This is a genomic window from Blastococcus sp. CT_GayMR20, assembly GCF_004570345.1.
Genome location: NZ_SPQM01000017.1, coordinates 35191 through 55618 on the forward strand (window position 1 = coordinate 35191; position 20428 = coordinate 55618).

Annotated in this window: 20 protein-coding genes and 1 pseudogene; 18 read left to right on the plus strand and 3 right to left on the minus strand. The window is 75.1% G+C overall.

What is annotated here, in order from left to right; translation table 11 throughout:
* Positions 1-47 precede the first annotated feature (47 nt).
* The 6 genes from coaBC to E4P40_RS06850 all read left to right on the plus strand — a co-directional run bounded on the left by coaBC (position 48) and on the right by E4P40_RS06850 (position 7562).
* On the plus strand, positions 48-1283 hold the full coding sequence (coaBC, locus tag E4P40_RS06825) for a bifunctional phosphopantothenoylcysteine decarboxylase/phosphopantothenate--cysteine ligase CoaBC (RefSeq protein ID WP_135158092.1): 1236 nt from the start codon (positions 48-50) through the stop codon (positions 1281-1283).
* A 115-nt stretch (positions 1284-1398) separates the two neighbouring features.
* Positions 1399-2592, plus strand: a complete 1194-nt coding sequence (gene metK, locus E4P40_RS06830; protein WP_135158091.1) for a methionine adenosyltransferase — start codon at positions 1399-1401, stop codon at positions 2590-2592.
* Positions 2593-2638: 46 nt separating this feature from the next.
* Positions 2639-4594 (plus strand): primosomal protein N', encoded by a 1956-nt coding sequence (locus E4P40_RS06835; protein WP_135158090.1) that lies wholly within the window; start codon positions 2639-2641, stop codon positions 4592-4594.
* Between the two features lie 105 nt (positions 4595-4699).
* Positions 4700-5245 (plus strand): peptide deformylase, encoded by a 546-nt coding sequence (def, locus tag E4P40_RS06840; RefSeq protein ID WP_135158089.1) that lies wholly within the window; start codon positions 4700-4702, stop codon positions 5243-5245.
* Positions 5182-6171: a methionyl-tRNA formyltransferase gene (fmt, locus tag E4P40_RS06845; protein WP_245160175.1), complete on the plus strand. Its 990-nt coding sequence runs from the start codon at positions 5182-5184 to the stop codon at positions 6169-6171. Before def ends, fmt begins: the two co-directional genes overlap by 64 nt.
* Positions 6168-7562, plus strand: coding sequence for a transcription antitermination factor NusB (locus E4P40_RS06850; RefSeq protein WP_135158088.1), 1395 nt, complete (start codon positions 6168-6170; stop codon positions 7560-7562). Before fmt ends, E4P40_RS06850 begins: the two co-directional genes overlap by 4 nt.
* A gap of 6 nt (positions 7563-7568) precedes the next feature.
* On the opposite strand, the gene E4P40_RS06855 is transcribed toward E4P40_RS06850, so the two are convergent.
* On the minus strand, positions 7569-8198 hold the full coding sequence (locus E4P40_RS06855; protein ID WP_167762133.1) for a GPP34 family phosphoprotein: 630 nt from the start codon (positions 8196-8198) through the stop codon (positions 7569-7571).
* Between the two features lie 62 nt (positions 8199-8260).
* Between E4P40_RS06855 and E4P40_RS06860 the strand changes: the two genes are divergently transcribed.
* From E4P40_RS06860 to E4P40_RS06900, 9 genes are all read left to right on the plus strand, one after another.
* On the plus strand, positions 8261-8752 hold the full coding sequence (locus E4P40_RS06860; protein WP_135158086.1) for an N-acetyltransferase: 492 nt from the start codon (positions 8261-8263) through the stop codon (positions 8750-8752).
* A gap of 105 nt (positions 8753-8857) precedes the next feature.
* Positions 8858-9529, plus strand: coding sequence for a ribulose-phosphate 3-epimerase (gene rpe, locus E4P40_RS06865; RefSeq protein WP_135158085.1), 672 nt, complete (start codon positions 8858-8860; stop codon positions 9527-9529).
* On the plus strand, positions 9526-10587 hold the full coding sequence (gene ribD / locus E4P40_RS06870) for a bifunctional diaminohydroxyphosphoribosylaminopyrimidine deaminase/5-amino-6-(5-phosphoribosylamino)uracil reductase RibD (protein WP_135158084.1): 1062 nt from the start codon (positions 9526-9528) through the stop codon (positions 10585-10587). The genes rpe and ribD overlap by 4 nt, the downstream gene beginning before the upstream one ends.
* A gap of 1 nt (position 10588) precedes the next feature.
* A complete protein-coding gene (locus E4P40_RS06875) occupies positions 10589-11227 on the plus strand; it encodes a riboflavin synthase (protein ID WP_135158083.1) in 639 nt (212 codons plus the stop codon).
* Positions 11224-12555, plus strand: a complete 1332-nt coding sequence (locus tag E4P40_RS06880; RefSeq protein ID WP_245160174.1) for a bifunctional 3,4-dihydroxy-2-butanone-4-phosphate synthase/GTP cyclohydrolase II — start codon at positions 11224-11226, stop codon at positions 12553-12555. Before E4P40_RS06875 ends, E4P40_RS06880 begins: the two co-directional genes overlap by 4 nt.
* Positions 12552-13064, plus strand: coding sequence for a 6,7-dimethyl-8-ribityllumazine synthase (ribH, locus tag E4P40_RS06885; protein WP_135158082.1), 513 nt, complete (start codon positions 12552-12554; stop codon positions 13062-13064). The genes E4P40_RS06880 and ribH overlap by 4 nt, the downstream gene beginning before the upstream one ends.
* Entirely contained in the window at positions 13019-13324 is a 306-nt protein-coding gene (locus E4P40_RS06890; protein ID WP_209305214.1) for a phosphoribosyl-ATP diphosphatase, read from the plus strand. Before ribH ends, E4P40_RS06890 begins: the two co-directional genes overlap by 46 nt.
* A 31-nt stretch (positions 13325-13355) precedes the next feature.
* Entirely contained in the window at positions 13356-14222 is an 867-nt protein-coding gene (gene hisG / locus E4P40_RS06895; RefSeq protein WP_135158080.1) for an ATP phosphoribosyltransferase, read from the plus strand.
* Between the two features lie 35 nt (positions 14223-14257).
* Positions 14258-14734 carry an SSI family serine proteinase inhibitor gene (locus E4P40_RS06900; RefSeq protein WP_135158079.1) on the plus strand — a complete coding sequence of 159 codons (477 nt, stop codon included), beginning with the start codon at positions 14258-14260 and terminating at the stop codon, positions 14732-14734.
* Between the two features lie 58 nt (positions 14735-14792).
* Here E4P40_RS06900 and E4P40_RS06905 read toward each other — a convergent pair whose 3' ends face one another.
* Positions 14793-15803, minus strand: a complete 1011-nt coding sequence (locus E4P40_RS06905) for a DUF2877 domain-containing protein (RefSeq protein WP_135158078.1) — start codon at positions 15801-15803, stop codon at positions 14793-14795.
* Between the two features lie 400 nt (positions 15804-16203).
* Here E4P40_RS06905 and E4P40_RS06910 point away from each other — a divergent pair, with 400 nt between their 5' ends.
* Positions 16204-18018, plus strand: a complete 1815-nt coding sequence (locus E4P40_RS06910; RefSeq protein ID WP_135158077.1) for a PucR family transcriptional regulator ligand-binding domain-containing protein — start codon at positions 16204-16206, stop codon at positions 18016-18018.
* Between the two features lie 43 nt (positions 18019-18061).
* Complete coding sequence (locus tag E4P40_RS06915) at positions 18062-18793, plus strand: DUF5995 family protein (RefSeq protein ID WP_245160173.1); 732 nt, start codon at positions 18062-18064, stop codon at positions 18791-18793.
* A gap of 27 nt (positions 18794-18820) precedes the next feature.
* On the opposite strand, the gene E4P40_RS06920 is transcribed toward E4P40_RS06915, so the two are convergent.
* A complete protein-coding gene (locus E4P40_RS06920; RefSeq protein WP_135158075.1) occupies positions 18821-19765 on the minus strand; it encodes a DUF808 domain-containing protein in 945 nt (314 codons plus the stop codon).
* Between the two features lie 111 nt (positions 19766-19876).
* Between E4P40_RS06920 and E4P40_RS06925 the strand changes: the two are divergent.
* Positions 19877-20428 (plus strand): annotated as a pseudogene (locus tag E4P40_RS06925) (cytosine deaminase); the annotation flags it as partial.

The following is a 20428-nucleotide window of genomic DNA, read 5'->3' on the forward strand; positions in this document are numbered from 1 at the left end:
AGAACGCACCCGGCAGCTGCTGCCGGGTGCGTTCTCGTATTGGGAGGATGAGCACCGTGTCGTCGATCGTGCTGGGCGTGAGCGGGGGAGTGGCCGCGTACAAGGCCGCCTTCGTGCTGCGCGCGTTCACCGAGGCCGGGCACGACGTCCGCGTCGTCCCGACGCCCGGGGCGCTGCACTTCGTCGGCGCGGCCACCTTCGAGGCGCTCTCCGGCAACCCGGTGACCACCGACGTGTGGTCCGACGTCCCCGAGGTCGCGCACGTGCGCATCGGGCAGGCCGCCGACCTGGTCGTCGTCGCCCCGGCCACCGCCGACCTCCTCGCCCGGGCCGCCATGGGCCGTGCGGACGACCTCCTCACGGCGACGCTGCTGACGGCGTCCTGCCCGGTCGTGTTCGTGCCCGCGATGCACACCGAGATGTGGCTGCACCCCGCGACGCAGGAGAACGTGGCCACGCTGCGCCGCCGCGGCGCCGTCGTCCTCCCGCCGGCCGTCGGCCGCCTCACCGGCCCCGACTCCGGCCCGGGGCGGCTGCCCGAGCCCGCCGACATCGCCGCGCTGTCGCTGGTCGTCCTCTCCTCCGGTGCCGCCGCCCTCGCGCCCGACCTCGCCGGCCGCCGGGTGCTCATCAGCGCCGGTGGCACCCGCGAGCCGCTGGACCCGGTCCGCTACCTGGGCAACCGCTCCTCGGGCAAGCAGGGCTGGGCGCTGGCCCGGGTCGCCGCCGCCCGCGGCGCCGACGTCACCCTGGTCGCCGCGAACGTCGACGCACCGGCACCGTTCGGGGTGCGCGTCCTCCCGGTCGGGACGGCGGAGGAGCTGCGCGACGCGATGGTCGCCGAGGCCGGGACGGGCGGGGGAGTGGCTCCCGACGTAGTGGTCATGGCCGCTGCGGTCGCCGACTTCCGCCCCGAGAGCGTGGCCGCGTCGAAGCTGAAGAAGGGGTCCACGTCGGAGCCCAGCTCGGTGCCGCTCGTCCGCAATCCCGACGTCCTGGCCGAGCTGGTCACGAAGCGGGCGCCGGGTCAGCTGGTCGTCGGCTTCGCGGCCGAGACCGGCGACGAGGACGCCGACGTGCTCACCCACGCGCGGGCGAAGCTCGCGCGCAAGGGATGCGACGTCCTCGTCGTCAACGACGTCTCCGGCGGGCAGGTCTTCGGCCGGGCGGAGAACACCGTCGTCGTCCTCACCGCCGACGGTCCGGCCACCGAGGTGCCCCACGGCAGCAAGGACGCCGTCGCCGCGGGCATCTGGACGAGCGTCGTCCCCCGGCTCCCGTGAGGGCGCCGGACCGGGTGGCACCGCGGCCCCGTCGGCCCAGCCGGTAGCGTTCACGCGAGGCCGTGCACCACCGGTCTGCGACTCTCCACCGAAGATCTATCCCAGGGAGTACCGAGTGCCACGCCGTCTCTTCACCTCCGAGTCGGTCACCGAGGGCCACCCGGACAAGATCGCCGACCAGATCAGCGACTCGATCCTCGACGCCATGCTCGCGCAGGACCCGCGCAGCCGCGTCGCCGTGGAGACGATGATCACCACCGGCCAGGTGCACATCGCGGGCGAGGTCACGACAGCCGGCTACGTCGACATCGCCACGATCGTCCGCGACACGGTCCTGCGCATCGGCTACGACTCCTCGCGCAAGGGCTTCGACGGCGCCTCGTGCGGGGTGAGCGTGTCGATCGGCGCCCAGTCGCCCGACATCGCCCAGGGCGTCGACACCGCCTTCGAGGCGCGCACGCACACCGACGAGGACGAGATCTCCCGCCAGGGTGCCGGTGACCAGGGCCTGATGTTCGGGTACGCGACCGACGAGACGCCCGAGCTCATGCCGCTGCCGATCGCGCTGGCCCACCGCCTCGCGCGCCGGCTGTCCGCCGTCCGCAAGGACGGATCGGTGCCGTACCTGCGGCCCGACGGCAAGACCCAGGTCACCGTGGTCTACGAGGACGACCAGCCGGTCGCCGTCGACACCGTGGTCGTCTCCTCCCAGCACGCCGAGGACATCTCGATCGAGCAGCTCCTCGCCCCCGACATCCAGGAGCTCGTCGTCGAGCCGGAGCTGGCCGCCCTCGGCCTGCCGACCGAGGGCTACCGCCTGCTGGTCAACCCGACCGGCAAGTTCGTGATCGGCGGCCCGATGGGTGACGCCGGCCTGACCGGCCGCAAGATCATCGTCGACACCTACGGCGGCATGGCCCGCCACGGTGGCGGCGCGTTCTCCGGCAAGGACCCGTCGAAGGTCGACCGCTCGGGTGCCTACGCGATGCGCTGGGTGGCGAAGAACGTCGTCGCTGCGGGGCTCGCCCGCCGCTGCGAGGTGCAGGTGGCCTACGCGATCGGCGCCGCCCACCCGGTCGGCCTGTTCGTCGAGACGTTCGGCACCGGCACCGTGGCCGACGACGTCCTCGAGAAGGCCATCAGCACCGTGTTCGACCTGCGCCCCGGCGCGATCGTGCGCGACCTGGACCTGCTGCGGCCGATCTACGCACCGACGGCGGCCTACGGCCACTTCGGCCGGACCGACGTCGAGCTGCCCTGGGAGCGCCTGGATCGGGTCGACGCGCTCCGCGCTGCTGTCGGCGCCTGACGCGCTGACCACCCCCGCTCCACCCGGCGACCCGAGCCGCCCGCGGGTGGCCCGGGTCGCCGTCGATGTGCCTCTGGCGCACCTCGACCGGCCGTTCGACTACGCCGTCCCGGAGAAGTTCGCCGACACGGTGCAGGCCGGCTGCCGGGTCCGGGTCCGGTTCAGCGGCCAGCTGCTCGACGGGTTCGTGCTCTCCCTGGACGACGCGACCGACTTCGGCGGCACCCTCCTGCCGCTGTCGCACGTCCCGTCGGGGGAGCCCGTCCTCACCCCGCAGGTGGCCCGGCTGGCCCGGGTGGTCGCCGACCGGTACGCGGGAACGATGGGCGACGTCCTCCGGCTGGCCCTGCCGCCGCGGCGGGCGGCCGCGGAGAAGCGGCCGACGCCGACGCCCGAGGTGCTGCCCGACCCGCCGGACCCCACCGGTTTCGGCCGGTACGTCGCCGGTCCGGCACTGCTGACCGCCCTGGCCGAGGGGCGCCCGGCGCGCGCGGTCTGGACGGCGCTGCCGGGCGAGGACTGGCCGGCGCGGCTCGTCGAGCTCTGCCGCGCGACCCTCTCCGGGCGCCGCGGATCGCTCGTCGTCGTCCCCGACGGCCGCGACCTCGACCGGCTGGCGGCAGCCGCCGCCCGGCTGCTGCCCGAGCACTCGTACACGGTGCTGCGCGCCGACGACTCGCCCGAGAAGCGCTACCGGCAGTTCCTCGCCGCCTCACGCGGAGCGGCCCAGGTGGTGCTGGGCACCCGCTCGGCGATGTTCGCGCCCGTGCGCGACCTCGGCCTGGTGGCCGTCTGGGACGACGGCGACGACCTGCACTCCGACGAGCACGCGCCCTATCCGCACGTCCGCGACGTCCTGGTCCAGCGCGCCTGGCTGGACAACTGCGCCGCCGTCGTCGCGGGGACCGCCCGCACGGCCGAGGCGGCGCTGCTGATCGAGTCCGGCTGGGCGCACGAGCTGGTGGCCGACCGCGCGGTGCTCCGCTCGGCCGCGCCCCGGGTGCAGGCGCTCGGCGACGACTTCGAGCTGGCCCGCGACCCGGCCGCCCGGTCGGCGCGGCTGCCCTCGCTGGCGCACGAGACCGCCCGGAAGGCGCTCGCCGGTGGCGCGCCGGTGCTGGTGCAGGTGCCCCGGCGCGGCTACGTGCCGTCGCTGTCCTGTGCCCGCTGCCGCGCGCCGGCGCGGTGCGCCCACTGCTCGGGACCGCTGGGCATCTCGCCGCGCCCCGGTCCGGGTGGTGCGCGCATCCCCGCGTGCCGCTGGTGCGCGCGTCCCGCGGCCACCTTCGACTGCCCGCACTGCCACGGGACGAAGCTGCGCGCCGCCGTGATCGGGGAGTCGCGGACGGCCGAGGAGCTGGCGCGCGCCTTCCCCGGGGCGACCGTCCGCACCTCGGGCAGCACGACGGGGGTGCTGGCCACGGTCCCCGGCGGCCCGTCGCTGGTCGTCGCCACGCCGGGGGCCGAGCCGGTCGCCGAGGGCGGGTACGGGGCGGCGCTGCTCCTCGACTCATGGGCGCTGCTCGGGCGTGCCGACCTGCGCGCGGGGGAGGAGACGCTGCGCCGGTGGATGAACGCGGCGGCCCTCGTGCGGCCCGCCGCGGCCGGCGGCTCCGTGATCGTGGCGGCCGACGCCGCGCACCCCGTCGTCCAGGCGCTGGTCCGGTGGGATCCCGCGTGGCTGGCCGAGCGCGAGCTCGCCGACCGGCGCGAACTCGGCTTCCCGCCCGCCACGCGCATCGCCGCGGTGTCCGGATCGCCCGCGGCCCTCGCGGACTTCCTGGCCGCCCTGCGGCTGCCCGACGGGGCCGACCTGCTCGGCCCGGTGCCCGAGCAGCCACGGCCGGGCCAGGACGGCGAGCGGGAGCGCTACCTCGTCCGGGTGCCCCGGGCGCAGGGGGCCGCGCTGGCATCCGCGCTCGGCGAGGTACAGGGCGTGCGCAGCGCCAAGAAGGTGGCCGAGCACGTCCGCGTGCAGCTCGACCCGCTCGACCTCGTCTGATGAAGGGCCCCTCTGCTCCCGCCGCTCGCGCGCTCGCGACGGGTCCTGCAGCGGGGCCGACGCGGGGGCCGGGTGCCCGATCCGGGCGCCTTCTACGATCGACCGGTGAGCGTGACCCCCATCCGGCTGTTCGGCGACCCGGTGCTGCGCACCCCCGCGGCTCCGGTCGTCGACTTCGACGCCGAGCTGCGCCGGCTGGTCGGCGACCTCACCGAGACGATGTTCGCCGCGGGCGGCGCCGGCCTGGCGGCGCCGCAGATCGGCGTCGGCCTGCGTGTCTTCACCTGGTACGTCGACGGCGAGGTCGGCCACCTGATCAACCCCGACGTCGCGCCGGCGGGCGAGGAGACGGAGGAGGGGCCCGAGGGCTGCCTGTCCATCCCCGGCTACCGCTGGGACTGCCGCCGCCACCTGCACGTCGTGGCCAGCGGTTGGAACATGCACGGCGACCCGGTGCGGGTCGAAGGCTCCGAGATGCTCGCGCGGGCGATCCAGCACGAGACCGACCACCTGGACGGCGTCCTGTTCGTCGACCGGTTGGACGCCGACGCGCGCGCCGCCGCCCTGGCCGCGCTGGAGGAGGCCGAGTGGGCAGGGATGGCGGAGTACCTGCCGGTGCCCGCCCCGGTCGTGAAGGCGAGCCCGCACTGAGGCTCCTGTTCGCCGGCACGCCGGCACCCGCGGTCGTCGCGCTGGAGGCGCTGCTGGCCTCGCGCCACGAGGTGGTCGCCGTCCTCACCCGGCCCGACGCCCGCTCCGGTCGCGGCCGGTCGGCCAGCCGGTCGCCCGTGGCCGAGCGGGCGGACGCCGCCGGGCTCCCGGTGCTGCAGCCGCGGTCGCCCCGCGACCCGGAGTTCCTCGAGCAGCTGGCCGCCCTCGACGTGGACTGCGCGCCCGTCGTCGCCTACGGCGCGCTGGTGCCGCAGGCCGCGCTCGACCTGCCGCGGCACGGGTGGGTGAACCTGCACTTCTCGCTGCTGCCGGCCTGGCGGGGAGCCGCCCCGGTGCAGCACGCGATCATGGCCGGCGACGAGATCACCGGCGCATCCACGTTCCGCCTGGAGGCCGGGCTCGACACCGGGCCCGTCTTCGGCACGGTGACCGAGGTGATCAGCCCGCGGGACACCGCCGGTGACCTATTGGGCCGCCTCGCCGTGAGCGGTGCCGGGCTGCTGGTCGCCACGCTCGACGGGATCGCCGACGGCAGCCTGGTCGCCGAACCGCAGCCGGCCGAGGGGATCAGCCTGGCGCCGCGCATCGAGACCGCCGACGCCCGCGTCGACTGGCAGCTCCCGGGCCACGTCGTCGACCGGCGGATCCGCGGGGTGACCCCGGCTCCGGGTGCCTGGACGACGTGGCGCGGCGACCGGCTGCGTGTCGGCCCTGTCGAATCCCGCCCTGGTCCGTCGCCGCTGGCCCCCGGGGAGCTGGCGGTCGACTCCGGGTCCGTCCTCGTGGGCACCGGGAACGGGGTGGTGGCGCTCGGCGCGGTCCAGCCGGCGGGCAAGCGGATGCTCCCGGCCGCCGACTGGGCCCGCGGCGCCCGTCCGCAGCCGGGCGAGCGGGTCGGCACGTGAGCCCCCCGCCCCGCCGGCCGGGCAGGTCCGGCCCGGGACGGCGACGGCACCCGGCGACCCGGCGTCCGGTGCTCGACGGCGCCCGGCTGACCGCCTACGACGTCCTCGACGGTGTGTCCTCGCGCGCCGCGTACGCGAACCTGCTCCTCCCGCAGCTGCTGCGCGAGCGGCAGCTCGAGGAGCGCGACGCCGCGTTCGCGACCCAGCTCGCCTACGGGACGCTGCGCGCCCAGGGGACGCTCGACGCGATCCTGACCGGCCTCGTGTCCCGGCCGCTGGCTGAGCTGGACCCGCGGGTGCTGGACCTGCTCCGGCTGGGCGCCTACCAGCTCATCGACCTCCGGGTGCCCTCGCACGCGGCCGTGGACACCACCGTCGACCTCACCCGCGCCATCGTGGGAACGGGAGCGTCCGGGCTCGTCAACGCGGTGCTCCGCAAGGTCGCCACCGGCGGCGACCGCGCCCGGTGGCTGGCGTCCCTCGGCGGCGACGGCGAGGAACGGCTCGCGCTGGCGACCAACCACCCGCGGTGGATCGTCGACGCATGGCGGGACGCCCTCGGCGGAGACGGCGAGCTCGAGCCCGCGCTGCTCGCCGACGACGCCGCGCCCGAGGTGCACCTCGTCGCCCGTCGTGTCGACCGTGCGGCGCTGATCGAGGAGTCGGGCGGGGAGCCCGGCCCCTGGTCGCCGTTCGCCGTCCGGCTGCCGGGGGGTGACCCCGGCCGGCTGCCGTCGGTGCGCTCGGGCGCCGCCGCCGTGCAGGACGAGGGCAGCCAGCTCGCCGCCCTGCTCCTCGCCCGCGCGCCCCTGGAGGGGAGGGACGGCGCGTGGCTGGACATGTGCGCCGGTCCGGGCGGCAAGTCCGGGCTGTTGGCCGCCGTCCGGCCCGGTGGCGTGCGGCTGACGGCGGCGGACCGCGCACCGCACCGTGCCGAGCTGGTGCGGAAGGCCCTCGCCGGCGAGGACGACGTCGAGGTCCTCGCCGCCGACGGGACCGCCCCGCCGTGGGCACCGGGATCGTTCGACCGGGTGCTGCTCGACGCGCCGTGCACCGGTCTCGGGGCGCTGCGCCGTCGGCCCGAGGTGCGCTGGCGGCGGACGGCGGACGACGTCGCGCCCCTGGTGGCGCTGCAGACCGCCCTGCTGGACAGCGCGGTCGGGTCCGTGCGGGTGGGCGGTGTCGTGGCCTACGTGACCTGCTCGCCGCACACCGCGGAGACGGTGGCCGTGGTGGACGCCGCCGCGGCGCGGGACGACGTCGAGGTGCTGCCGGTGGCGCCCCTGTTCCCCGAGGTGCCCGACATCGCGCGCGGCGACTACGGCCAGCTGTGGCCGCACCGGCACGGCACGGACGCCATGTTCATGGCCCTCCTGCGCCGCACCCGCTGAGGCGGGTCAGAAGGGGCCGACCTGCCCGAGGGCGCCGGCCTGCCGGGTGTAGCGCTCGAAGGCGAGCAGCAGGTGGTCGACGACGGCGGTGCAGAGCCAGGCGACCGATCCCGTGGCGGCGACGACCTCCTCGCCGGGCCGCTCCGGGTGCCAGCCCTCCCGGTCGAGCAGTCCGCCGGCGGCCGCCACCGCGGTCACGCAGGCGTCGGCCTGCGACCAGCCGGGCTCCGGCGCCGAGGCCTGGCGGTCGACGTCCCGCCGGGTCTCGTCCTGCCGCAGGTCGGCGTACCGGCGGCCCAGCCCGAGGGGGCCGGCGCGCAGTTCCCAGCGGCCGGCCAGCGCAGCCCCGTCGGCGACGTCCCGCAGCTTGAGCCGCCGTTCGCCGAGCCAGCCGTCCAGGGAGCGCTCCGGCTCGACGGCGATCGCGGCGAGGAGGCGGTCAGCCGGGGGGAAGCCGGTGGGCGTGGGATCGACGACGATGCTGTCGTCGGTCGACTCCACCCGCTGGGCGAGCGCGAGATCGAGCAGCAGGCCGCCGCGCACGGCGTCCCCGCAGAGCATGCGCCCCGCGAGCCTGCCGCTCTCGTCCAGGCACAGCGCGGCGAGCCGCACCGCCACCCCGCCGGACAGATCCATGGCCGAACCGTAGGCCGGGACGCCCCGCGACGGCATCCTCTGGGGGCGTTACGGTGCCGCGCGTGGCCTGGCTTCCCGACGACTTCGAGCACCCGGTCCGTGTCGAGCTGCCGACGGGGCAGCACCTGCGGCCGATGGGTGCAGCGGACACCGAGATCGACTTCCCAGCGGTCATGGGCTCGCGCGAGCGACTGTGGTCGATCTACGGCCAGGCCTGGGGCTGGCCGCCGGCGCACATGACCCCCGAGCAGGACCGGAACGACCTCGCCCACCACGAACGGGAGATCGCGGCCCACGAGAGCTTCCTCTACGGCCTGTTCGAGGACGACGAGGCCGAGCTGCTGGGGTGCGTCTACATCGACCCGCCGGAGAAGACGGGCGCCGCCGGCGCCGAGGTCTCGTGGTGGGTCGTCGACCGCCTCGTCGGCAGCGACATCGAGCGGGTGCTGGACGAGCTCGTGCCCCGCTGGCTCGAGGGCTGGCCGACGGACCGGCCCCGGTACGTCGGCCGCGACCTCTCCTGGGCGGAGTGGAACGCGCTCCCGGGGCGCTGAACGAGCGAACGATGTGCGCGGACGGGCAGGAGGGCGGCCCGACCTGCCCACCAGCGCACACGCTCGCCGGAGGGGCTCCGCGGCCGGCACCTAGACTCGGCGGACGTGCCCCGGGAACCGATGATCGCGCCGAGCCTCCTGTCGGCGGACTTCGCGCGCCTGGCGGATGAGTCGCACCGGGTGGCCGACGCCGACTGGCTCCACTTCGACGTCATGGACGCGCACTTCGTGCCGAACCTGACGTTCGGCCTGCCGGTCATGAAGGCGGTGCAGGCGGTCAGCCCCGTCCCGCTCGACTGCCACCTGATGATCGAGAACCCGGAGCGCTGGGCGCCCGGCTACGCCGAGGCGGGCGCGCGCAACGTCACCGTGCACGCCGAGGCCTGCGACGACCCCCGTGCCGTCGCCCGCGACCTGCGCGCGGCGGGTGCCCTGGCGGGGCTCGCGCTCAAGCCGGGGACGCCGCTCGAGGACTACCTCGACGTGCTGCCGGACTTCGACACCCTGCTGGTCATGACCGTCGAGCCCGGCTTCGGCGGCCAGGAGTTCATCGCCGAGGTGCTGCCGAAGGTCCGGAGGGCGCGCGAGCTGGTGGACACCGGCCATCTCAGGCTGTTCGTCGAGGTCGACGGCGGCATCAACGCGGACACGATCGAGCGGGCCGCCGGGGCCGGTGCCGACGTCTTCGTGGCCGGCTCGGCCGTGTTCGGCGCCGACGACCCGGCGAAGGCGATCGCCGCGCTGCGGTCCCGCGCCGCTGCGGCGACGGCGGGATGAGCATCTCCGACGCCGAGCGCCGGGCCATGGCGCGCGCTCGCGACCTGGCGACCGCCGTCCTCGGCACGACCAGCCCCAACCCGCCCGTGGGCGCGGTCGTGCTCGATGCCGACGGCACACCGGTGGGGGAGGGCGCCACGGCTCCGCCGGGCGGCCCGCACGCCGAGGTGACGGCGCTCGCCCAGGCCGGCGACCGGGCCCGGGGCGGCACGGCCGTGGTCACTCTCGAGCCGTGCGCGCACACCGGCCGCACCGGGCCCTGCGCGGACGCGCTGCTCGCCGCGGGGGTCGCGCGCGTCGTCGTCGCCGTCCCCGAGCCGACGGAGCTCGCCGTCGGGGGAGCCGACCGGCTCCGGGCCGCCGGTGTCGACGTCGAGCTCGGGGTGGAGCAGGCCGAGGCGGAGGCCGGCGCGCTGGCGGGGTGGCTCACCGGGGTTCGCGAGCACCGGCCGTTCGTCGTGTGGAAGGTGGCCGCCACGCTCGACGGGCGGGTGGCCGCCGCCGACGGCAGCAGCCGCTGGATCACCGGCGAGGCGGCGCGGGCCGTCGTCCACCGGCTCCGGGCCACCTGTGACGCAGTCGTCGTCGGCTCCGGCACCGCGCTGACCGACGACCCGCAGCTCACCGTCCGGGACGCCGACGGCCGGCCGGCGGCACGGCAGCCGCTCCGCGTCGTGGTCGACCGCCAGGGCCGGCTGCCGGCGACCGCCCGGGTCCTGGACGACGCCGCTCCCACGCTCGTCAGCCGCGCGTCGGACCCGGCTGCACTGCTCGCCGAGCTCTTCGACCGCGACGTCCGGCGGGTGCTGCTCGAGGGCGGTCCGACCCTGGCTGCGGCCTTCCTCCGCGCGTGCCTCGTCGACGAGGCGGTGGTGCACCTGGCGCCGACGTTCCTGGGGGCCGGTCCCTCCCTGGTGGGGGACCTGGGAATCAGGACGATGGCCGGGGCGCTGTCGATGACGATCATCGACGTCATCCCTCTGGGCGGGGACGTGCAGCTCCGCCTGCGCCCCACCCGGCACACTGGGGGACGACAGCACGCTGAGGGAGGGAGTTGAGGTGTTCACCGGGATCGTCGAAGAGGTGGGCACCGTCGAGGTCCGGGAGGACCACGTCGACTCCGCGGTGCTGCGGATCCGGGCCGAGCGGGTCCTGGAGGGCGTGGCCCTCGGTGACTCCATCGCCGTCAACGGCGTCTGCCTGACCGTCACCGGCGTGCAGCCCGACGGCGCCGGAGGCGTCTGGAGCACCGACGTCATGGCCGAGACCCTGAGCCGCAGCAGCCTGGGCGGCGCCGTCGCCGGGCAGCCGGTGAACCTCGAGCGGGCGGTCACACCGCAGACGCGGTTGGGCGGCCACATGATGCAGGGCCACGTCGACGGCGTCGGGCACGTCGTCACCCGCAAGCCCGGTGACATGTGGGAGGTCGTGCGCATCGCGATCCCGTCCGACCTGGCGCGCTACGTGGTGGAGAAGGGCTCGATCGCCGTCGACGGCGTCTCGCTCACCGTCAGCGCGGTCAGCCCCCTTCCCGAGCCCGACGGCCACCCCGACGCCGACGCCTGGTTCGAGGTCAGCCTCATCCCGACCACCCTCCGCGAGACCACGCTCGGTGTGCGCGCCCCGGGGGAGCCCGTCAACCTGGAGGTCGACGTGATCGCCAAGTACGTGGAACGTCTGCTGGGAGGTCGGCGGTGACCGAGAGCCCGTTGGCCCGGCTGGACTCCATCGAGACCGCCATCGCCGCGATCAAGGACGGCCGGCCGGTCGTCGTGATCGACGACGAGGACCGCGAGAACGAGGGCGACCTCATCTTCGCCTCCGAGCTGGCCACGCCCGATCTCGTGGCCTTCATGGTCCGCTACACGTCGGGGTACATCTGCGTGGCGGTGACCGAGGCCGACGCCGAGCGCCTCGACCTGCCCCCGATGTTCCGGGTGAACCAGGACCGCCTCGGGACGGCGTACACCGTCACCGTCGACGCCCGCGAGGGCGTCACCACCGGCATCTCCGCCTTCGATCGCGCGACGACGATCCGCACGCTGGCGGCCGCCGAGACCACCTCGGCCGACCTCGCGCGGCCGGGTCACATCGTGCCGCTGCGGGCCAAGGACGGCGGCGTGCTGCGCCGGCCCGGCCACACCGAGGCCGCCGTGGACCTGGCCGTGCTCGCCGGGCTGCGCCCGTCCGGGACGCTGTGCGAGATCGTCAGCGAGAAGGACCCCACCGGCATGGCGCGCGGCGAGGAGCTGCGGGTCTTCGCCGACGAGCACGACCTCGTGATGATCTCCATCGCCGACCTGATCGCCTACCGCAAGCGCTTCGACAAGCTGGTCGAGCGCGAGGCGGAGGCCACCGTCCCGCTGGCCGCCGGGACGTTCACGGCCGTCGGCTACCGCAGCTCCTACGACAACCGGGAGCACGTCGCCTTCGTCTACGGCGACATCGGGGACGGCGAGGACGTGCTGGTGCGCGTCCACTCCGAATGCCTCACCGGCGACGTCTTCGGCTCGCTGCGCTGCGACTGCGGCCCCCAGTTGCAGGCCGCGCTCGCCGCCGTGGCGCAGGAGGGGCGCGGCGTCGTCCTCTACATCCGCGGTCACGAGGGCCGGGGGATCGGCCTGCTGCACAAGCTGCAGGCCTACCAGCTGCAGGATCTCGGCGTGGACACCGTGGACGCCAACCTCGACCTCGGCCTGCCCGCCGACGCCCGCGACTACGGCACCGGGGCGCAGATCCTCGTCGACCTCGGCATCCACACGATGCGGCTGCTGACCAACAACCCGGCCAAACGCGCCGGGCTGGAGGGCTACGGCCTGCGGGTGACCGGCCGGGTGCCCCTGCCCAGCCACGTCACCGAGCAGAACCTCGGCTACCTGCGCACCAAGCGCGACCGGATGGGCCACCTGCTCGACATCATCGAGCCGGAGACCGAGGCCGGACCGGCCGACGACGCGTCGCTGCCGGCGCACGCCGACCCCATCCCGCCCCACGTGCCGCTGCGCGTCGACGAGCAGCCGTCGTGAGTGGAACGGGCGCACCCGTCGTCGAGCCGGTCGACGCCGCGGGCCTGACGCTGGGCATCGTCGCGACCACCTGGCACCCCGATATCACCGACCAGCTGCTGGCCCGGGCGGTCGAGGCGGCGAAGGCCAGTGGCATCCCCGACGCCACCGTGGTGCGCGCCCCGGGGGCCGTCGAGCTGCCGGTCGTCGCACAGGCGCTGGCCGAGCGGCACGACGCCGTCGTCGCCCTCGGCGTGGTGATCCGCGGCGGCACCCCGCATTTCGAGTACGTCTGCGACGCGGTCACCGCCGGCCTCACGCGCGTCGCCCTCGACGCCGGCAGGCCGGTCGGCAACGGCGTCCTGACCTGCGACACCGAGGAGCAGGCCCGCGACCGGGCGGGACTGCCCGGCTCGGCCGAGGACAAGGGCTGGGAGGCGGCGATCGCCGCGCTGGCCACGGCCCTCACACTTCGCGACGTGCGATCCCCGCAGCGCAAGACCGGCTTCACCCCGGGCGGCTACGCGTGAAGACCTTCGACGAGCTGTTCGCCGAGCTGTCGGCGAAGGTGGCCGCCGCCGACCCCGCCTCGGGGACGGTCCAGGCCGTCCGCGACGGCGTGCACGCGGCCGGCAAGAAGGTGGTGGAGGAGGCCTCGGAGTCCTGGATGGCAGCCGAGCACGAGACCAACGAGCGGACGGCGGAGGAGATCAGCCAGCTCCTCTATCGGGTGCAGGTGCTCATGCTGACCCGGGGCCTGACCTTGGACGACGTCTACGCTCACCTCTGATCTCGACCGTCTGCTGAAGGGTTCTCCGCTCGTGCTGCGCATCGCCGTCCCCAACAAGGGCGTCCTGAGCGAACCCGCGGCGGAGATGCTGGCCGAGAGCGGCTACCGCCAGCGGCGCAGCACGAAGGACCTCGCCGTCTACGACCCGGACAACGACACCGAGTTCTTCTACCTGCGTCCCCGCGACATCGCCGTCTACGTCGCGGCCGGAACCCTCGACGTCGGGATCACCGGCCGGGACATGCTGCTGGAGACCGCCCCCGGCGCGGGCGAGGGCCACGCCGCGGTGGAGGTCATGCCGCTCGGCTTCGGCCGGTCGTCCTTCCGCTTCGCCAGCCCGCTGGGGTCCGGCATCGAGCGGGTCGACCAGCTGGCCGGCAAGCGGATCGCCACCGCCTACCCGGTGCTGCTGCAGAACTACCTCGGGGACTCCGGCATCAAGGCCGAGGTCGTCAAGCTCGACGGCGCCGTCGAGACCGCCTGCCGGCTGGGTGTCGCCGACGCGGTGTGCGACGTCGTGGAGACGGGGACCACGCTGCGCGCCGCCGGGCTGCACATCATCGGCGAGCCGGTGCTGACCAGCGAGGCGATCCTGGTGCGCCGGGCGGGCGCCGAGGAGATCCCCGCCGTCGCTCAGCTGCGGCGGCGGCTCCAGGGCGTGATGGTCGCCCGCCAGTACGTGCTGCTGGACTACGACTGCCCGAACGACCTGCTCGAGCAGGCCACGGCGGTGACGCCGGGTCTCGAGGGGCCGACCGTCAGCCCGTTGCAGACCCCCGGGTGGTCGGCGGTGCGGGCGATGGTGCGGCAGACCGACACCAACCGCGTGATGGACGAGCTGTGGGAGCTCGGCGCCCGGGCGATCCTGGTCACCAGCATCCACGCGTCCCGCATCTGAGTACCGTGCGCACGTCCCGCCGACCGTCGGCCACGATGCAGGGCCCCGCCGCGAGCGTGCGAGTGGTGGGGGGCATCGCGGTCCTTCTGCTGACCGCCGTGCTCGGCGCCTGCGCCGGCTCGTCCCCGGGGGCCGACGGTGCGGGCGGCGACGGGAGTGGCACCTCGGACCCCGCGGCGGGCGGCGGCACCTCGCAGGCGGAGAACGACCTGGTCGTCGAGTACGACGCAGGAGACGGCTCATCGCTGGAGAGCTGGTCGTTGACCTGCGCCGGAACGGTGAGCGGCAGTCATCCGGACGCCGAGGCGGCCTGTGCCCACCTCGCCGGCCTGGACGACCCGTTCGCGTCGCTCCCGGCCGACGTGGTGTGCACCGAGCAGTACGGCGGACCGCAGTCCGCGCACGTGGCCGGGCTGTGGGGCGGCGATCCGGTGGACGTCGAGCTGTCCCGCGTCGACGGGTGCCGCATCTCCCAGTGGGACGCGCTCGGCCCGCTCCTGCCGCCGGCCTGACCCGGACGCGACGGAGCCCCCGGCCGCCATCGGCGGACAGGGGCTCGGTCGCGTGAGTTCAGCGCGGGCGCGTGGTGCGGTCGACCAGGTCGATCGCGGTGCACAGGCCCAGGGCCATCGCCCGGCCGCTGGTGGCGCCGGTGGCGAGCAGCCCGGCCACCGCCGGGCCGAGGGGACGCTCGCCGACCAGGCCGTGCAGCACCGCCGCGTACTCGGCACTGACCCGGCCGCACGCCGCGTGCCGCAGCAGCGCCCGGGACAGCTCGGTGGTGCGACCGGCGGCCAGCGAGTAGACGCCGGCCGCGAAACGCTCCGCCGAGGGGTGACCCAGCAGGACGAGCCCGGCGATGGTGCCGGCCATGACGTCGTCACCGGCGGGGGTGAGACCGGGGCCGAGGCCGACGAGCCGGGTGGCGGTCCGCAGGGCGGCGTCGAGGTCGGCGCGGCGCACGGCACCCCGGAGGGCGGCGAGCGGACCACCGGGACCGGTGGGCAGCCCGGGGAGCGTGAAGGCGCTGTGCGGCATGCCCTCGCCGTACAGGGTGTTCCGCAGCTGGCGGACGCCCTCGGGCAGCAGCGCCGGCCGGAGGCTGGGCAGCTTCGGCCGCGGGTTCCACCAGGCTGCTGCGCTCACGGCCAGGTCGCCGACGACGATCCGGCCGCCCCCGACCTCGGCCGGCGCCCCGGCGGGCAGGGCGACCAGGGGCCGCCCGTTGCTGGGCCGGAAGAGCACGCACCCCAGGGGCAGCCGTGCGGCATCGCTGGTGAGCACGCCGACGACGTCGCCGCCGCGTTCGTTGGGGACGTGGAGGTAGACGGCCGCGGGCACGCTCATGAGCACGCGCGCCGGGCGCACGGGGCCGCGGAGGAGTTCCGCCACACCGGTGCTCGCCGACGCCGGCACGGCCGTGGCCGCCCGTGCCGGTCGTGCGGTCCGGGCCGTCGCCTGGGCGGACGCGCGGGGGAGGGGGATCGTCGGGAGGCCTGCCCGTGCGGCTCGACCGCGCGCCTGGAGCGCGTCGGTGGCCGTCCGGGGGCTGGGGACGGGGGTCTGGTCGATGGTGCGCATGGCGGCCTTTCGCCGGAGGTCCGACGGGGGGCGCCGCACCCCCCGTTCGAGCCCGCTCCAGTCCGTCTGCCGAGGAGGGCGGTGGTCGTCTGGATCCGACGACGGCCTACCATCCGAGCGGGCGGGTTGGACCGGGTCTCGAACCTATGCGGCGCGTCGCACGCCGTCTTATGGCGGAAGTCGCCAAGAATGGGTCGGCGCGTCCGGGGACTCCTGACAGGATCCCGTGTTGTGGCAACCTGGACGACGACTTAGAGGGGGATACGTCGTGACCCAGGGTGATGCCTCGCTGGTGGCCCCAACTCACCGTAACGGATCTCTTCCGTTCCGTCGGAACTGGGCTGTCGCCGAGTCGCCCGCCGAACTGCCCCGGGACGACCGGACCAGCTGGCAGGAACGCATGGGCCTGACGGTCGAGGAGGCGCTCCAGCTGCCCGGGCTCACCGGCACCTCGGTGGCGGCCGGCAGCGCGGGTCTCGGCCGCGTCGTCCGCCACATGGTGGTCGACGACCCCGCGGACCCGCTCGCGGCCGCCGGCCCCGACGTCCTCGTCGTCCTCGGGGCCCGGCTGCCGCCGGCCGATCCGGCCAACTGCCGGGCCCTGGTCGAGCGGCTGGACTCGATGGGCACGGCCGCGCTGGCCTACCGCCGGTCGGAGGGGCCGGCGCCCGTGCCGGGCGAGGTGCTCGCCGAGGCCGACCGGCGCGGTCTCCCGGTCCTCGCGCTCCCGGCCGGCGTCCGGCTGGACGAGATCGTCTCCGCCGTCCTCGGCGCCGTCGTGAGCAAGCAGAGCCAGGCCCTGGCCCTGACCTCCCGCATGGACGACGAGTTCATGGAGGTGGCGCTCACCGGTGGCGGCCTCGCGCAGGTCGCCCAGCGGCTGGCGGTGATGCTCGAGGGCACCGCCGTCCTCGGGCTCGGGCCCGACCGCGAGGTCGTCACCAGCGCCGGCCCGGCCGACGACGTCGCCGAGATCAGCGACTGGCTGTGGCTGCTGGACGCGGCGGCCGACGACGCCCTGGCCGAGCTGACGCCGTCCCGCCGGCTCTCCGGTGTCCGGGCCGACCAGACGGTGGTGACGCCGGCCGACGTCCTGGCCGACGCCGACCTCTCGCCGGCCGACGGCATCCTGCTCGTCCCCGGGCACCACGAGCTGCCCGGCGGGGTGGGGGAGTACGCGGTCGCGCCGATCATGGCCGGCGACCAGCGGCACGGCTGGCTGGTCGCCGTGCACCGGACCGGGGTCATGATGCTGGGCGCCGGCGGTGTGCTGGAGCGGGCCGCGGTCATCGCCGCCCTCTCGGTCATCCGGCTGCAGGCGGTGCACTCCGTCGAGCTGCGCTTCCAGGGAGACCTGGTGCGGCGGCTGGTCGGCGGCTCGGTCGGCCACACCGAGCGGACGCTGGCCTACACGCGGTCCTTCGGCTGGCGGCTCGACGGCCCGGTCGCCGTCCTCGTCACGGCCACCGAGACCGTGGCCGACGCGCAGGCCGACCCCACCAAGGCCCTCGACGTCCTGGACCGGCTGGCCGACGGCTGGCGGGCGGCGCTCGAGCCGGAGGTCGCCGGGGCGGCTGTCGCGGGCCTGGCCACCGAGATCGTCACGCTCCTCCCGCTCGACGGCCGCACAATGGAGGAGCTGTCCGGGCTCGTGGCGGCGGTGACCGGCCGGGTGAACGGGCGCCTGCGGCGGGTCGGACGGCTGCTGGGCACCGGCATCGGCCGGCCGGCGGACTCGCTGTCGGCGCTGCAGGAGGCGCACCGGCAGGCGCAGCGCGCCCTCGGGGTCGGGCAGGAGATCCACGGCGCCGCGTCGGTCACCCACTTCGACCAGCTGGGGGTCTTCCGGCTGCTGTCCCTCATCCCGGACAGCACCGAGCTGCGCACCTACGTCGACGAGGTGCTCGGCCCGCTCGCCGACGCCGCCGACCCCGACTCCGCGGACCTCCGCGACACGCTCCGGGTGCTCCTGGAGACCAACCTCAACGTCGCCGAGTCCGCGCGCCGCCTGCACTTCCACTACAACACCATGCGGTACCGGATCGGCAAGCTCGAGCGGCTGCTCGGCCCGTTCACGACCGACCCGACACTGCGGCTGAACCTGCTGCTGGCGCTGCACGCCGCCCGCATGCGGGGGCTCGACCAGCCGCACCGGCCGCCGGTCGAGGCCGGGCTGGCCCTCCCTCAGGACGACGGGCTGGACGCGCTCCTCTGAGCGCCGTCCGAACCGGGAGGACCCGCAGGCCGTGCTAGGTGGCGTGGACGCGCTCGTCACGCGCATGGAGGGCCTGCTGGAGCACATGGAGTCCTGCCGCGACCCGGCGCGGTTCTTCCTCGGCACGTACCTGCGGACGACCCGCGCGGTGCGCACGGCCCTGCTGGACGGGCTCTTCGAGGACCGCGAGTGGGTCGGCGACTGGATCGTCGACTTCGCCGGCCGCTACCTCGGGGCCCTCGAGGCCTACGGCGTCGAGCCCACCTCGGCTCCGCGGCCGTGGCAGCGGGCGTTCGGGGCCGACCCGGGGATGCGTCCGGAGGGGCACGTGCTGCTGGGCATGAACGCCCACATCAACTTCGACCTGCCGCTCTCGCTGATCGCGATGATCCCGCCCGCGGACTTCACCGATCCCGGCCGGCTGGCGCTCCGGCACCGCGACCACGAGCGGATCGACGGCATCCTCGCGTCCCGGATCGCCGCGGAGGACATCGCCCTGGCCCTGGCCGGGGGTCGCCGGACGCCGCTCGACCGCGCGCTCACGCCGCTCAACCACCGGGCGAGCCGGCTCTTCCTGCGCGAGTCGCGGCGCAAGGTGTGGGCCAACACCGAGGCGCTGCACCGGGCCCGGCTGCGGGGTGCGGGCGACTTCGCCGTGGGCCGTGCGGACCTCGAGGCGGCCAGCGCCGACCGGGTCGCCGACCTGCTCCGCCCGGGGCCGGTGCTGCTCCGCCTCGCCGTGCACGGCTTCGGGGTCACGCTCCCGGCGACCTGATCGGCCCGCTCCCGTGCCGCGCTGCGGTCAGTGGCTCTCGGACCGGGCCTTCTTGCGCCGGTGGACCGTGAGGTCCATGACGACGACGATCAACGCGCCGACGACGAGCCCGAGGAGCGCGCTGCCGAGAGTGTTGACCAGCCAGCCCACGACCCCGCCGAGGGCTCCGGTGGCGTCGTGCGCCGCCTCCTTGAGGTGGTGCACGGTCTCGTACAGGAAGTGCAGGCCCAGTTCGTCGGTGCCGACCAGCAGGATGTGACCACCGACCCACAGCATCGCGACGGTGCCGATCACGGTGAGGGCACTGAGCAACCGCGGCATGGCCTTCACCAGCCCGTGGCCGAACCGGGCGACGCCCTTGCCCGAGCGCTGGGACAGGGACAGCCCGACGTCGTCCATCTTCACGATGAGGCCGACGACGCCGTACACCAGCACCGTGATGCCGACCGCGACGACCGCCAGGATCACGGCCCGGGACACGAACGCCTCGGAGGCGACCTCGTTGAGCGAGATGACCATGATCTCGGCGGACAGGATGAAGTCGGTGCGGACCGCCCCGGACACGATGGTCTTCTCGTCCGGCACGGCCTCGACCGCGGCGTGGGCGTCGTCGTGCCCGGTCATCCGGTGCCAGATCTTCTCCGCGCCCTCGTAGCAGAGGTAGGCGCCGCCGATCATGAGGATCGGGGTCAGGAGGAAGGGCAGGAACTGACTCAGCAGCAGGATCGCGGGCAGGATGATGAGCAGCTTGTTCCGCAGTGATCCCATCGCGATCTTGCGGATGATCGGCAGCTCGCGCTCCGCGGCCAGGCCGTGCACGTACTGCGGCGTGACGGCCGTGTCGTCGACGACGACGCCGGCCGCCTTCACGCTGGCTCGGCCGGCTGCGGCCCCGATGTCGTCGACCGACGCTGCGGCGGCGCGTGCCAGCACCGCCACGTCGTCGAACAGGGCTACGAGTCCACCCGCCACGGGAAGTCCTTCCGATCGGTCAGCACGACGTTCCTCGGCGGCGGTACCCGCTCGGGCCGCGTGGATGCGCGGAGCCGCCCGTCTGGTACGAGAGTCTGCTTGAGTCCGGTCGTGAGCAGCGCACTGACTCCCGGAGGACAGCTCCTCGTCACCGACGCCCGCCTGCGCAGCGGCGCCGTCGTCGACGTGCACTGCGACGGCGGCGTCGTCACGGCGCTGGCGTCGTCCGGGCAGCTGACGCGGGCGCCCGGCGCCCAGGTCGTGCCTGCCGACGGCGGACTGGTCACCGAGCCCTTCGTCGACGCGCACCTGCACCTCGACAAGGTCCACACCCTCCCGCTGATCGGCGACGCCGCGCTGGAGGCCTACACGGCCGACGGCATGGCGGACTCCGCCCGGGGCATCGACCTGGCCCGGGCGGTCAAGCAGCACTACCGCGTCGAGACGCTCCTGCCCGCGATCCGCTCCGTGCTCGCCGACGGGCAGCGCTTCGGCGTCCTGCACGTCCAGGCCTTCGCCGACGTCGACACGGCGGCCGGCCTGGTGGGGGTGCAGGCCGTGATGGCGGCGCGGGAGGAGTTCCGCGGGCGGGTCGACGTCTCGGTGGTCGCCTTCCCCCAGGACGGCGTCCTGCGGGACCCGGGCACGGCGGACCTGGTCGAG

Bases quoted from the DNA above. Each gene is read 5' to 3' on its own strand.
- coaBC (WP_135158092.1), top strand. From the start codon at position 48: ATGAGCACCGTGTCGTCGATCGTGCTGGGCGTGAGCGGGGGAGTGGCC.
- E4P40_RS06855 (WP_167762133.1), bottom strand. From the start codon at position 8,198: ATGGATCTGTCCGGCGGGGTGGCGGTGCGGCTCGCCGCGCTGTGCCTG.
- ribD (WP_135158084.1), top strand. From the start codon at position 9,526: ATGAGCATCTCCGACGCCGAGCGCCGGGCCATGGCGCGCGCTCGCGAC.
- E4P40_RS06900 (WP_135158079.1), top strand. From the start codon at position 14,258: ATGCAGGGCCCCGCCGCGAGCGTGCGAGTGGTGGGGGGCATCGCGGTC.
- E4P40_RS06905 (WP_135158078.1), bottom strand. From the start codon at position 15,803: ATGCGCACCATCGACCAGACCCCCGTCCCCAGCCCCCGGACGGCCACC.
- E4P40_RS06910 (WP_135158077.1), top strand. From the start codon at position 16,204: ATGGGCCTGACGGTCGAGGAGGCGCTCCAGCTGCCCGGGCTCACCGGC.